Genomic DNA, 14,416 nt, shown 5'->3' with positions numbered 1-14,416 from the left:
GAACAGGAGCCAGACCATGGTTCACACCCAGCAAGACCAGATCGTCTTCGACGTCCTGCATTCCCTGCGCGTGAAGGGCCTGGCCGGTGACGGCGTGCTCAGCGCGCTGTCCGGCGTCGCGGTCGAGGACCTTCCGGCGGTGGTCGACCCGCTCGTCGAGCAGGGTTTCGTCGTACGCAGGGAAGGCCGGATGGCGGGATCGATGCTGACCCCCGCGGGCAAGGCCGAACATCTGCGCGTCCTCGCCTCCGACGCCGGCACCGCAGGCGGCGCCGGCGCACTGGAAGCCTTCTACGAACGCTTCTTGCCGATCAACTCGGAGTTCAAACAGGTGTGCCGGCGTTGGCAGATGCGCAGCGACGACACCCCGAACGACCACTCCGACCCCGCCTACGACGCGGAGGTCGTCGACCAGCTCGCGGCGACGGACGCCGAACTCCGGCCACCGCTGCAGGACCTGGCGGAAGCCCTGCCGCGGTTCGGCCGCTATCTGCCCCGGCTCACCGCCGCACTCGACCGCGTTCGCTCCGGCGACAACGCCGCATTCGCCCGGCCGATGTACGACAGCTACCACGACATCTGGATGGAATTGCACGAGGACCTCATCCTCAGCTCCGGTCGCACTCGGGGCACGGCCGACGAGGGGTGACGGACCGACGAATAAAGGAGTGGCCGGTGCGCGACCAGCCACTCCTTTACTCGCGTCTTGCGTCGAATGCGTCCAGGGATCAGCGCGTCTACCGATCAGCGGCGAGTGGTAGGCGCGTTTCGACGTACGCGGCGACATCGAGATCTTCCGGTGCACTGACGACGGCTTGTAATGCGCTGATCGCCACGTAACCGTCGCGCACCAGCGCCGAATCGGTGCCGGTGCCGAGCCGTTCGGTGTTGGCGTAGCGCAGAAGTCGCACGCTGTCGGGGCTCTTCTCGAACGTCAACCCGAGCAGTCCACGCGGGGCGAGGGGCGCGATGCGCGCACCCTCCAGTGCGGCGAGGTCGACGTCCGGAACGTTGACGTTCAGCACGGTCCGCGGGGCACTGTGCGCGATCATCCATCGCGTGACGTCGACGGCGACCTTGCTCGCGGTATCGAAACGGTGCGCCGGCGGAAACCCGCAACTGACGGCGAGACCGCGGACTCCGAGCGTCGACGCTGTCAACGCGGCGGCCACCGTGCTCGAGTTCAAGACCATGCGACCGGTGTTGTGACCGGGATTGATGCCACTGACGACGAGGTCGGGAGCAGGCCCGAAGACCCCCGCGCACGCGGAGAACACGGCGAAGGCCGGCGGAGCGTCGAAGCTGATCGCCTCCACTCCGGGGAGGTGCGCGAACCGGCGATGCTCGTACCCGATCGCCGCGCCGTGTTCGAGGGTGCCCAGCGACGAACCGCTGCCACTGCACTCCTCGGCCGGAGCCGCGATCGTGATGTCGTGTCCCTCCGCCAGTAGTGCCGTCGCCACTGCGTGCAGCCCGGGGGCGTCGATCCCGTCGTCGTTGGTCACCAAAATGCGCATGCGTGCGCTCTCCTTCCGGCCGACCTCCACGACAGACGCCAGCGAACCTCGTATCCCCACGATTGTGACTCAGCGTTCACACTTCTGTCCATAGGGGGAGCGATTCTCCCGAACCCCCCACGACCCGGAAGCCTCAGTCGACGTCCCGGCGGTGCTGCGCATCCGGTCGGAACACGGCGTAACGCGGCTCCTACCGTGCGCGTATCGATAGACACCAGCCACAACGCCGCACACCTCCCATCCTTGACAGAGTGACGCCACTCACATAAGAATGTGAACTTACAGTCGCTAAACGAAGCGACGCAGAGATCGCTTCCGGCGCAGACCGGTGTTACGCACTCCTGTCCTGAAAGAAGGCATCGCATGGCTGAGTGGCCCATCAACGACACAGTGTCGAAGGTGTTTCCCCTGTACTCGCGAGCGAACGTCGGGGAGATCTTTCCCGATCCGATCAGCCCGCTGAACGCCTCGGCGGGATTCCAGCACAATCTCGAACCCGGCTGGCGTGACGCCTTCGTCGACTGCAAGGTCTGGGATCACGACCTCTACGACGAGACCGTCGAGAAGAACATCCTCCCCGCCTTCGGCAGCTACCTGTACATCAACATGTCTCTGATGCGACTCTTCGGCGTGCGCGTTCCGGGCATGTCGCCCGAAGCGGTCGACCTGCAATATTTCGGCGACATGCCCGGCATCCCCAGCTACGAGAGCGAGAAGCGCGACTTCGACGAGAACCCTGAGTTCGAAGCCCGCGCCGGGGCCTGGCTCCTCGAAGAGGTCATCGGTGCAACCGACCTGTCCGAGTACGACGCCGACCGGCAGGACGTCGAGCGCATCCGAGCCGACCGTCCGGACATGACCACGCTGACCGATCAGCAGTTGCGGGAACGCATCACGTCATTCGACTACATCCTGCGGCCGCTGTTCAAGCGCCACATCGAAGCGAGCCTGAAATCGGGTGTGGGACTGGGTGCGGTCGCTCAAATCGCCGCGGCAGTCGGACGGCCGGAGCTCGCATTGACCCTCGTCGGCGGCATCGGCGACGTCGACTCCACCGGCCCGTCCAAGCGGATGTGGACCCTGAGCCGCTCGGCCCAGGCCCCCGCCGTGGCCGCCCTGTTCGACGAGGGCAGTACCGATCTGTACTCGCGACTGTCGGTGAGCACCGATCCCGCCGTCGTCGCGTTCCGTCACGACCTCGATGCGTTTCTGTCCGACTGGGACTTCCGCGGTCCCGCCGAATGGGAGATCCGCGCCCAGACGTGGGGAGTGAAGCCGGCACTCGCGCTGGCCACCATCGACCGGATGCGTCAGGTCGGCGACGACGAGGCACCGGACGGCAAGGGCGTCACCCGCTCCCAGGAACGTGAAGCTGCGGCCACGGCGATTCGGGAACTTCTGGCCGAAGACCCGGAGACCTCCGCCCAGTTCGAGGCGACGCTCAATGCGGCAGCGCTCTGGCTGCGCGGCCGTGAACGCGGTCGCACCACCGCCGCCATGGTGATCCACGAAATCCGTCTCCCGGCACGGGAGCTCGGACGCCGCGGGGTGGAGGCCGGGGCGCTCGACAGCGTCGAGCAGATCTTCATGCTCTTCGCCGACGAACTCGACGACTACCTGACCGATCCCACCGCGTTCACCGACATCGTGCGTGAGCGGGAGAAGAGCTACATCGAACTCTTCGACGTGAAGCCGCCGTTCGTCGTGTCCGAAGAAGTTCCGCCCCTGGAGAACTGGGAACGCCGATCCAGTGGCGCCGGCACCATCCTCGCAGCGGGGGATTCGATCGTCGGTGTGTCCGGCTGCACCGGTATCGCCCGCGGCCGCGCACGGGTTCTCACCACAGCGGACGACCCTTCCGCTCTCGAGCCCGGGGAGATCCTCATCGCCCCGATCACCGACCCGTCCTGGACGCCACTGTTCGTCGCCGCTTCTGCCGTGGTCGTCGATGTCGGCGCACCGTTCTCCCACGCCGCGATCGTCAGCCGGGAAATCGGGATCCCCTGCATCGTCTCCGCCACCGATGCCACGAAGAAGATCCCCGACGGCGCCCTCGTCGAGGTCGACGGCACCACCGGCACTGTTACGATCATCGAGAACGCGAACTGACAGCGCTCCACCCGGCCTCCGGCGGTCCCGCCCCTTCCCTCGGCTGCGGTGGAGAAACCGACACTCCTACCGCTCGATCACCGACACCGTATCGTCGGCCAGGTTGACGACGTAGGCGGTGTGGCTGGTCGGGTCCACGGCCACACCCTGCGGACCGCTCCCGACCTGGACGGTGTCGGCGACGGTGCGGGTCTCGGTGTCGATGACCGACACCGAATTGTCATCTATGTCGGTGACGTACGCGGTGTGCGCCGATGGGTCGACGGTCGCCCCGTAGGGTTGCGTCCCGACCCGGAGGGTGTCTGTGACAGTGAGGGTTTCGAGGTCGATCACCGATACCGAACCGTCGTCTGCATCCGGCACGAAGGCCGTCCGGGTCGAGGCATCCACCGCCACGTCGTGAGGACTGCGGCCGGCGGCGATCGTGTCTGTCACGGCGAGGGTTTCGGCATCGATCACCGACACCGTCCCACCCGGACCCGTCGTCGCGACGTACAGCGCGTGGGTCGACGGATCGACGCCCATTCCCCCGGGTCGGTCCCCGACCTCGACGGTGGCGGAGACGGTGCGGGTCTCGGTGTCGATGACGGACACCGACCCGTCTTCGACGTTGGCGACGTAGAGGGTGTGGGTCGACGGATCCACCTCGATGCCCTGGGGTAGGGCACCGACGGGGATGGTGGCCGTGACGGCCCGGGATCCGAGATCGACCACCGACACCGCACCCTCCGCCAGACTCGTCACGTAGGCGGTGTGGGTGGACGGATCCACCGCCACCCCGCTCGGTGCCCGGCCCACCTCGATGGCACTGATGCCGCCGTCGGCGTCGATCAGCGACAACAAGTCGTCACCGCTGCTGGTGACATAGGCGGTACCGGTGGACGGGTCCACCGTCACATCGAGGAGTGGTCCCTTTCCGGCACTCACCGTGGCCGTGACCGTGGGTTTCCCCAGCGGCGCATGGTCGACGGCGGAGTCGCTCCGCGACTGCCCGCACGCCGCCACAGTGAGGAGCATCGCGGCCACGGCAATCGGGGCCGCTCGCCTGCCGCGTGGCCCGGTCGCCCTGATCACCCCTCCACCTGCGATTCCACGACCCACGCCGCGATCTGCGCGCGGGAATTGAACCCCAGCTTCGTCAGGAGATGTTCCACGTGCCCCTGTGCGGTGCGGGGCGAGATCACCAGCCGCGCGGCGATCTCCTTGTTGGTCAGCCCCTCGGCGATGAGGGCGGCAACCTCACGCTCCCGCTTCGTCGGTGTGGGCGACGGACCGGCGGACGTCGGAGAGGGCGAAACCTGCTCGCCCAGCGCGTAGGCGACTGCTGCGTCGAAGCCGAGCGCCGCACCCTTTCTGCGGGCCGCGGCGAAGGCCTGCTCACTCATCGCCTCTCGGGTCCGGCGTTCGCACTCGTCCTGGTACACGCTCATGCCGGGCACCAACACCGTCGAACTGCCCACCGATCGGATGCACTCGTCTGCGGCGCCCATCAATACGACCGCTCGTTCCATATTGTGTTCCTCCGCGGCGAGCCACGCGAGCGCCTGCAGGCACACACTGGCGCTGAGCCGGTCGTTCACGCGACGGTCGATCTGGAGAGCCTGCCCGAGGAGCTGCGACGCCCGTGCGCTCTCCCCGAGCCGCCACACCGCGACAGCCAGCGCCCACAGCGAATACGACCGATACACCGATTCGCCCTGCGCCTCGGTGATCGCGAGGACGCGCTCATGGCATTCGACGGCTCGTTCCGTGTCGTTCACGAGGTCGTGCGTCATGCCGAGACCCACGACTGCGGCGACCTCGTAGAGGTCGTTGCGTGCCGTGAACCCTCGGACAGCCTTCTCGAGATGTGCGCGGGCGTCGGAAAGGCGCCCGGCGAACAGTGCCGCGTAGCCGGCCGCGTGGTCGGCGTGCGCACGCACCAGCGGGTCGCTCGACTGAGCGGCAACCGCCTGCGCTTGCTCCGCCAGCGCGTCCGACACGGAAATGTCGCCCTGCACTCCGGCCAGCATACTGCCGGCGTAGAGCGCCTTGACGCGATCGCCGGTAGGCTCTGCCGGTTCTCGAGCGAGGAGGCGACCGAGCCATCGCCGACCCTCGCTGAACAATCCCCGGGACAGCCAGAACGGGTACAGTGCGGCAGCGATCCGCACTCCCGTTGCGGGACTGTCGGACATGCAAAAATCCAGCGCCTCACGGATATTCGGTTGTTCCCGAGTCAGTCTGGCGATCAACGCGAGCTGCCGGGAACTGATCCATTCGGTTTCCGCCTCGACCGCCAGCCGCTCACACCAGTCGCGGTGTCGACGGCGAAGCGCGGTGTAGTCGCCCCTCTCCTGCATCTTTTCCCGCCCGTAGGCGCGCAGGGTCTCGAGCATTCGGAACCGCACCGCGGAACCCGACTCTTCTCTCGTCAGGATCGACTTGTCGACGAGAAACGTCACGGTGTCGAGGAGGTCGTTTGCGTCGTCGCCATCGCAGACCTGTTCCGCGGCCTCGAGTTCGAAACTGCCCGCGAACACGGAGAGCTGCGCCCACATCCGTTGTTCCGCAGGTGTGCACAGGTCGTAACTCCAGTCGATGCACATCCGCAACGTCTGCTGCCGGGAAGGCGCGTCCCTGCTGCCGCGAGTGAGGAGTAGGTAACGATCGGTGAGACGCTGCAGGATCTGATCGGGTGTCATCGCGCGTAGCCGGGCCGCCGCCAGTTCGATCGGTAGCGGCAGCCCGTCCAGCCGCTGACAGATTCGGGCGATGGTGACCTTGTTCTCCTCGGTGAGCTCGAATCCGGGGACTACGGCGGCGCCGCGTTCCGCGAAGAGGGTGACCGCATCGTTGCGGGGCAGTCCTTTCGGCAGGTGATCGGGATCCGGGACGGGCAACGGGGGAATAAGAAGGGCTGTTTCCCCACCGATTCCGAGCGGTTCGCGACTCGTCGCGAGAATTCGCAGCCGAGGGCACGTGCGCAGCAGGATTTCGGCGAGTTTCGCGGCCGCGTCCACCACCTGCTCGCAGTTGTCCAGCACGAGCAACACTTCACGCGGGGCAAGGAACTCGACGAGCACCTCGTGTGAAGGTCGCGCAGACTGGTCACGCAATCCCAGAGCGGCCGCTACGACCCCCCCGACCAGCGAATCGTCCAGCAGCTCAGCCAGTTCCACCAGTGTCACACCGTCTGAGAAGTTTCGTTTCGCTTTGGCGGCTGCACGCAGAGCAAGCCGGGTCTTTCCCACCCCGCCGATTCCGGTCAACGTCACCAGCCGCGACGTCGAGAGCAAGTTCGTCGCCTCGGCGAGTTCCGTGCGGCGGTCGACGAAACTGGTCAGCTCCAGCGGAAGTCCACCCGTTCGGCCCGAATCCGCCGGCGACCACGACGGCCGGACTGGCTCTACGCCATGCTCTGCCCCCGGTTCCGCATGCATTGCCATCTCGTCGACCGGGAAGCCGTGCTGCAGTTGGGACTCGCGGAGTTGCCGACCCAGTTCCACTGCGGAGGGGCGAGCGCCTGCGTCTGCGGACATGGCACGTTCGATGACAGCGCTGACCCCCTCGGAAATGCCGTATTCGCGCGGGTTCGGCACCGGCTCGGACGTGATCCTCAGGAACTGTGCCACCACCTGCTCACCGCTTCGGCGTTCGAACGCCGCATGACCAGTGATCGCCGCGAACAGGGTGGCACCGAGGCCGTAAACATCGGCAGCAGCACTCGGGGGCTCACCGGCCACCACCTCGGGGGCGGTGAACGCCGGCGAACCCGTCACGACGCCGGCCGTGGTTTCGAACCCACCGGCGATGTGAGCGATGCCGAAATCCGTCAGCGCAGGCTCGCCGTAGTCGGTGAACAGGATGTTCCCGGGCTTGACATCGCGATGCAGGATCCCGAGCCGGTGGGCAGTTTCGAGGGCGCCGGCAATCTTCACCCCGAGTCGCAACGCTTCGTCGAGCGGGAGCGGCCCGTGGCGCCGGATCCGCTCGTCGAGCGACCCCTGGGCGTGGTACGGCATCACGATGAAGGGCCGACCGTTATCGGTGACACCGGCGTGGAAAACATTGACGATGTTGGGGTGACCGGTCAGCCGGCCGGCCGCACGCTGCTCACGCAGGAACCGTGCCCGATTCTCCTCGTCGAGGTCTGCGGTGAGGACCTTGACCGCCACGGTGCGGTCGAGCGCAGCCTGCGTGCACCGGTACACGACGCCGAAACCGCCGCGGCCGATCTCCTGGGCATCCTCGAATCCGGCCGCCGCCAACTCCGCCGTGACCGAACCGGACACGTCGCGTTGCGTCGCGAACGGATCGACGTCCGTCATCGACTACATCGATTCATCCCGCTCGAGGCACTGCCAAACGAATGCCACACTGCTCACCTCTCGACGATGTACCCCAGGATATCGCCGCGCCGCACCGCTGCGAAGTCGACGAGAATGGTGAACACGGGGTTGGCTGCACAACCGAAGGCGAACCGGGTGGCTCGGAATGAGCCACCCGGTCGCTCTCAGCTCGTGCGCTGGCACACACGTCCTGGTCGTTATCGAAGCGACCGCAAGCCCACGCGGAGCTCGTTTACCAAATGCTGGGGCTGCTCCCAGGCGGCGAAGTGCCCGCCCTTGTCGAGCTTGTTGAAGTGGATGAGGTTGGGGTAGGCCTTCTCTGCCCAACTGCGCGGTGCCTGATAGAGCTCGTCGGGAAAGACGCTCACGGCAACCGGGATGGAGACGCTACCCGCGGCGAAGAACGGGGCATTGTTCTCCCAGTAGAGACGAGCCGCCGACAACGCCGTGTTCGTCAGCCAGAACAGGGTGATGTTGTCGAGGATGTCGTCTCGCGTCAGACCTTCGGGCTGTCCCGCGAAGACCCGCGAGATCAGCGCCAAACTCGCCGGGTCGTGGTCGATCATGAACGCGGCCAGACCGACGGGCGAATCCGCCAATCCGATCAGTGTCTCCGGCCGCGACCCCATCTCCACGGCGTAGCCGATGTGCTGATAGAAGAATGCGAGCTGGTCGCACGCAGCCTGTTCGTCGTCGGACAGATCGGCGGGCACGGGATGCCCGGTGAGGAGCGCCTGGTCGATCTCGGGTGGAACCACCTTGGCCATGTTGGTGTGAATGCCGAGCAGTTCCGGCGGCGCCTGCACCGCCATCGCCTCTGTCACGATCGCACCCCAGTCCCCGCCCTGTGCCACGTACCGGTTGTACCCGAGGCGCTTCATCAGCTCTACCCAGGCACGTGCGATGCGGTCGGGGCCCCAGCCGGTCGTCGTGGGCTTGCCCGAAAAGCCGTAACCGGGCATCGACGGAATCACCAGATGGAAAGCATCCGACGCGTCACCACCATGGGCGGTGGGATTGGTCAGGGGGTCGATGATCTTCAGCTGCTCGACGATCGAACCGGGCCACCCATGTGTGACGACGAGCGGCAACGCATCCTCGTGCTTCGAGCGGACGTGAATGAAATGAATGTCCAACCCGTCGATCTCAGTGATGTGCTGCGGCAGAGCATTCAGCTTCGCCTCGACCTTGCGCCAGTCGTATTCCGAGGCCCAGTACTGCGCCAGTGCCTTGCTCGTCGCGAGCGGTGTGCCCTGCGACTGATCTGCGACGGTTTCCGTTTCGGGCCAGCGGGTGGTCTCGATGCGCTCACGCAGTGCCTCGAGTTCGGAGTCGGGGAACTGGACTGTGAACGGCCGGATGGTGACGTCGGTTGTGAAAGACATGAAGGGTTTCCTTGCTGTGTTGGTTGTTGGTCGAGAAGGGTTTTCGTTGGATTGGCGCCGCTTCTGACGGGGCCAGGGAGCGATGACGTTGGTTCGGCCCTCAGGGGAGCGTTCGACGGTGCGACCGTCTACCTCGGGGTGCTGCTGCCCCAGCCGTCGAGGATCTCGTTGCCGATGGTGATTTCGGCGCGGCGGTCCTGCCTCTGGTGGCGTTGACGGTCGTGCCGGCGCTGCTGCATGGTGTTGTCGTGATCGCGGGGGATGTCGTGGCTGGCGACGGCTGCGAGGGGGATGGGCGCCGGCGTGCTGGTGGATGCGGCCGCGACGCCGGCGGGGATGATGGCGAGTGCGGCGGCGGCGACTCCGACGGTGGCGAACCGCTTCCAGGAGGTGCTGGTGGTGTGTGTCTTGATGTGGTGTTGGTGTGTGCTGTTCATGCCGATAAGACTCGCAATTGCGCGGCGAGTGGGACGGCGAAGATCTACGTGCTTCACTACCCGCATTTCCTACGCAGGTACCCGCGGGGACCAGCGAAGCCCTCGATGAGTTCAGCCCGGGTCCGCACCCAACGCAGCGGGGGCACTGCCCGAACTACGGATTTCGGGACTCGATGCTCTCCTCGCGGGCGATCCAGGCGGCAAGCTGCGCGCGGGATCGATGCCCGGTCTTCGTGAGGATGCGATCTACATGTCCTTCTGCGGTACGGGGCGAGATAACCAACCTTTCCGCGATCTCCTTGTTCGTCAGTCCCTCAGCCACCAGCTTTCCCACTTCTTTTTCACGAGGTGTGAGTTTCACCTTCGCTGCAGGAGTGGCCGGCGCCGGCTTGGACGTGCGCTTTTGCAACGCGAATTCGATCGACGCGAGGTGTTCGAGACGCTCACCGGCCCGGGATTCTTTCTCGAACGCAGAGTCACCCAGCAGCTGACGGGTGCGTTGTTCGTAAGAAGTCCGCGTACGGATCAACGTGTCGTTTCCGAAGAGTGGAGTGCTCCCCATCTCGCCGCACAGTGTGCGCCCGATACCGAGCAGGCGGGCGGATCGGACGGGGTTTGCTTCCTCGATCGCGATCCACGCCAGAATCTCGGTGCATGTACTCACGCCCAACCAGTCGCTCAATGACTGCTTCAGTTCGAGCGCTTCTTTCAACGAGTCCGAAGCTTGCGGGTACTTGCGCTGGGTCCACAGGGCAAGTCCGCGGGCCCACAGCGCCCATGACGTCGAGAAGTGCTCCTTCAGCGACTTGCCTGAGGCGATGGTGTCGTCCGCCCAGGCAAGGGATTGTTCCAGGTTTCCGGACAGGCAGTGCACTAAAGCGAGCTGAGCGCCGCCCAGCAGTGTCAGGGAGTTGACTTCCCCTGACTCTGCGTGAAGTGCCATGCCGGCAGTCAGATACTCCAGCGCGACGTCGAGATTTCCGTTTCCGAGCATCTCCGCCGCACCCCGGAACTGAACTGCAAACGCCTGGGCGGTTCGATCACCGATCGCTTCCGCGACTGCGCTGCATTCCAGCAAATACTGCTTGGAGGTCGGGTTGTCGCCCTGAACCATGGCGTTCCACGCGATCACCCAGAGCGCTTTCGCCCTCTCGCTGCTCGGCTCCCGGTCGGCCTCCAAGGCCCGGGTCAGCCAGTACCGCCCGTCGCGCAGCAGGCCACTCGCGTTCCAGAAGAACCACAACGCACCCGCCATCCGAAGACCGGTTCGGGCCTCCCCGGAGGTGGACAGGCAGTACTCCAGCGCCGCCCGCAGATTCGCCCGCTCGTGCCGCATACGACGGTTCCATACCAGCTGCCCTGACCCCAGTGACTGGCTCTCGCTGCGTTCGGCCAAACGCAGGAAGTAGTCTCGATGATTCCTGCGCCACGCATTCGCGTCGCCGTGCTCGGCAAGTTTCTCGGCCGCGTAGTCCTTGATGCTTTCCAACAGTTTGTATCGAACGGTGGATCCGGATTGAACGGTGGAAATGACCGACTTTTCGACAAGACTGGAGATCAGGTCAAACGCGTCCGGAACGATGTCCGGATCGGTGCAGACGCTCTCGACCGCATCGAAATCGAACCCGCCCGCGAAGACGGACAGCCGCGCCCACAGGGCTTGTTCCTCCGGCGAGCACAGATTGAAGCTCCAATCGATGGCGCCACGCAGCGTTTGATGCCGTACCGGTCCGCCACGGTTTCCTCGCGTCAGAATTTCGAAGAGTGCGCCCTCGCGCGACAGGACGCGGTCGAGGGGAAGGGACCTGATCCGGACCGCTGCGAGTTCGATCGCCAGAGGGATGCCGTCCAGCCGCTGGCACAGGCGGGCAACCTCCAGGCGGCTCACGTCGTCGAGGGTGTATCCGGGGACGACGGAGGCAGCGCGTTGCTCGAAAAGATCGACCGCCTCGGAATGAAAGCTCTTGGCGTTCAGTCCGTCGGCGAGTTGAGCTTCGTCGGGGACCGGCATGGGGGGTACCTCGAACACGGTCTCACCCAGCACACCGAGAGGCTCCCGACTGGTTGCCAGGATCTCCACACGGTCCGACCGCCGAACAATCTCGGCGGCGACGCTTCCGCTCGCCTCGATCAAGTGCTCGCAGTTGTCCAAAACGATGAGTGCATTTCTTCCACCGAGGAATTCGAACAGGTAGTGACTACCGTCCGCATTCATTCCGTCTCGAATGTCGAGCGCCTCGGTAATCGCACTGACGACAAGGTCTGGAGTGGAGATCGCGGCGAGATCCACAAACCAGACGCCGCCGGTGTAGGTTCTGCGCACTTCCGAGGCGACGCGGCACGCCAGCCGGGTTTTCCCTACCCCACCAAATCCGGTGAGGGTCACTATCCGGGAATCCGACAGACGCGCCTTGACTGCGGCTACTTCATTGCGGCGTCCGACGAAACTTGTCACTTCGCGAAAGAATTCGTGTGCATGGGAGACGAGTTGGTGAGGCGGCGGCACCCTCACGTCCTCCTTTGGCTGCACGGCTCCCGCTTCGGCGTGCAGTGCCATCTCGTCGACGGGAAAACCATGGAGGCGTTGAGATGCTCGGAGTTGCTGACCGAGTTCCGTGGCGGAGGGACGGCCCTCCGAGGTGCCGGACATGGCACGTTCGATGATCGTGCTGACGTCCTCGGGAATGCCGTGCTTCCGTGGGTCCGGACCGGGCTCGGCGGCAATCCTCAGGAACTGGGCCACCACCTGCTCCCCGCTACGCCGTTCGAAGGCAGCGTGACCGGTCATCGCAGCGAACAACGTGGCGCCGAGGCCGTACACGTCGGCAGCGGCACTCGGGGGTTCGCCGGTCACCACCTCGGGGGCAGTGAACGCCGGCGAACCCGTCACGACGCCGGCGGTGGTTTCGAACCCGCCGGCGATACGGGCGATGCCGAAATCTGACAGTGCCGGCTCGCCGTAGTCGGTGAGCAGGATGTTCCCCGGCTTGACGTCGCGGTGAAGGATCCCGAGGCGGTGGGCAGTCTCGAGGGCACCGGCCATCTTCACCCCGAGTCGCAGCGCTTCGTCGAGCGGGAGAGGTCCGTGGCGGCGGATCCGCGTGTCGAGTGAGTCCTGGGCGTGGTACGGCATGACGATGTACGGCCGACCGTTGTCGGTGACGCCCACATGGAGGACATTGACGACATTGGGGTGCCCGGTCAGCCTGCCCGCCGCGCGCTGCTCGCGGACGAAACGCTCCCGGTTCTGCTCGTCGAGGTCGGCGGTGAGGACCTTTACCGCCACAGTGCGGTCGAGGGCCGCCTGGGTGCAGCGGTAGACGACGCCGAAACCGCCGCGGCCGATCTCTTGTGCGTCCTCGAATCCGGCAGCCGCCAGATCGGCCGTGACCGAACCCGACGCGTCGCGTTGCGTCGCGAAGGGATCGTCGTCGGTCATCGACCGGATCGATTCTTCCGGTCCGAGCCACTGTCGAAGAAGTGCACCACCGCTGGCCTCTCGAGGAGATACCCAAGGATATCGCCGACGCCCCCATCCGATGGCCGACTTACGACCTACCCTGGGCGGAGTACTCGAGGATTCCCGGTCAGGGGGCGACGAAGCCTCCGACTCCGGGGAGCGAGGGCTGGCCGGCCCGCGGGTAGAACCCCGAACCGATGACGGACACTGTGAACGCAACCGGACCGGAACCCGTGCGCACGGTGGCGCGTTCCGGTGCGGGCTCCAGGAAATTCACGCACGGCTTCACGACTACCGACCCGCGGTCGCCGCTGGAGACGTTGAGATAGCTGACCCTGACGAGGGCGCCGCCGGCGCTGGACGAGCAGAGCTCCGGCCGAAACGGCGCCGAGAACGTCGTCTCGCCGGGAACGTTCGCGGTCTCGGCGAGCACCGACCCGAAGTAGGGACCGGGAACGACCAGCCCGCTCACCGTCATCCCGATCGCAGGAATCTGGTAGACGGAGATCGGCGCCGGACCGATGGCCGGCCCGACCGGATCGGCTGCCGCAGTGGGCGCCGTGAATGCGGCGGCTGCCACGGCCGTGGCACCTCCCAGAACGACGAGACGTAGACGTTGTGCGACGCGCATAGAAATTGCTCCCCCTGGTGGACGGTCGATGAGACGCTCACCGACTGCATCGCCACCCGCAAAGTTCGTGTTACGCACAACTAAACACGCGCGCTCTCGTGCGCGGCCGGCGGCGTCGGCCGCGAGAAGGATGATCTTCGCAGGTCAGACTGTCGCGGGCAGCATCGTCACTCGGGCGAAACTTTTCCTGCCCGAAGCGAGTAGCCCCGCACGTCGGCGGGTACCCGGCATCCACGCTGCCCCGGGCTCGACGGCCCCGAGTGGCAGCCAGGCCCCCTGACCGGTCCCCCTCGGCTGGGAGGCCGTCCGCCGCTCGTGGCCGGGGACGCCCCCCTCTTCCTCGGTCGCGGGCGGCTCGTCGTGCGCCTGCACGTGCGGTCAGTCGCGAAGACCGGCCTCCGGCGCCGTTCCCGGCCCGCGAAGCCGCAGACCACTGTAGTCGTTCACACGACCCGCCGAAGCCGAAACACGGTTGTCATTTTCTGCGCACCTTGCACATCGAATGGGCGCTCGCATAGTCACTTTGACGTTGACGACGCATCAAAG

Annotated in this window: 9 protein-coding genes; 2 read left to right on the top strand and 7 right to left on the bottom strand. The window is 65.8% G+C overall.

What is annotated here, in order from left to right; all coding sequences use genetic code 11:
- The first annotated feature begins 16 nt into the window (after positions 1 to 16).
- A complete protein-coding gene (locus JVH1_RS20435) occupies positions 17 to 649 on the top strand; it encodes a hypothetical protein (RefSeq protein WP_009476339.1) in 633 nt (210 codons plus the stop codon).
- 88 nt (positions 650 to 737) lie between these two features.
- On the opposite strand, the gene surE is transcribed toward JVH1_RS20435, so the two are convergent.
- Entirely contained in the window at positions 738 to 1,517 is a 780-nt protein-coding gene (gene surE, locus JVH1_RS20430; protein ID WP_009476340.1) for a 5'/3'-nucleotidase SurE, read from the bottom strand.
- A gap of 363 nt (positions 1,518 to 1,880) precedes the next feature.
- Between surE and JVH1_RS20425 the strand changes: the two genes are divergently transcribed.
- The gene (locus JVH1_RS20425) at positions 1,881 to 3,626 is read left to right on the top strand and encodes a PEP-utilizing enzyme (RefSeq protein WP_009476341.1); all 1,746 of its coding nucleotides are present in this window, start codon (positions 1,881 to 1,883) and stop codon (positions 3,624 to 3,626) included.
- A gap of 66 nt (positions 3,627 to 3,692) precedes the next feature.
- Here the strand turns inward: JVH1_RS20425 and JVH1_RS20420 are convergent, their stop codons facing one another.
- The 6 genes from JVH1_RS20420 to JVH1_RS20395 all read right to left on the bottom strand — a co-directional run bounded on the left by JVH1_RS20420 (position 3,693) and on the right by JVH1_RS20395 (position 13,870).
- Complete coding sequence (locus tag JVH1_RS20420; protein WP_237735207.1) at positions 3,693 to 4,700, bottom strand: YncE family protein; 1,008 nt, start codon at positions 4,698 to 4,700, stop codon at positions 3,693 to 3,695.
- Positions 4,697 to 7,936, bottom strand: coding sequence for a protein kinase (locus JVH1_RS20415; RefSeq protein ID WP_009476343.1), 3,240 nt, complete (start codon positions 7,934 to 7,936; stop codon positions 4,697 to 4,699). The genes JVH1_RS20420 and JVH1_RS20415 overlap by 4 nt, the downstream gene beginning before the upstream one ends.
- Positions 7,937 to 8,154: 218 nt before the next feature.
- Positions 8,155 to 9,342, bottom strand: coding sequence for an epoxide hydrolase family protein (locus JVH1_RS20410; protein WP_009476344.1), 1,188 nt, complete (start codon positions 9,340 to 9,342; stop codon positions 8,155 to 8,157).
- 128 nt (positions 9,343 to 9,470) lie between these two features.
- Positions 9,471 to 9,779: a hypothetical protein gene (locus JVH1_RS20405; protein WP_043780069.1), complete on the bottom strand. Its 309-nt coding sequence runs from the start codon at positions 9,777 to 9,779 to the stop codon at positions 9,471 to 9,473.
- A gap of 154 nt (positions 9,780 to 9,933) precedes the next feature.
- Positions 9,934 to 13,218, bottom strand: coding sequence for a protein kinase (locus JVH1_RS20400; RefSeq protein ID WP_009476346.1), 3,285 nt, complete (start codon positions 13,216 to 13,218; stop codon positions 9,934 to 9,936).
- A 148-nt stretch (positions 13,219 to 13,366) separates the two neighbouring features.
- On the bottom strand, positions 13,367 to 13,870 hold the full coding sequence (locus tag JVH1_RS20395; protein ID WP_051033724.1) for a hypothetical protein: 504 nt from the start codon (positions 13,868 to 13,870) through the stop codon (positions 13,367 to 13,369).
- Between the last annotated feature and the right edge of the window lie 546 nt (positions 13,871 to 14,416).

This window comes from Rhodococcus sp. JVH1 (genome assembly GCF_000280725.2).
Lineage (GTDB): Bacteria > Actinomycetota > Actinomycetes > Mycobacteriales > Mycobacteriaceae > Rhodococcus_F > Rhodococcus_F jostii_A.
This window is presented reverse-complemented; position numbering and strand designations above follow the sequence as displayed.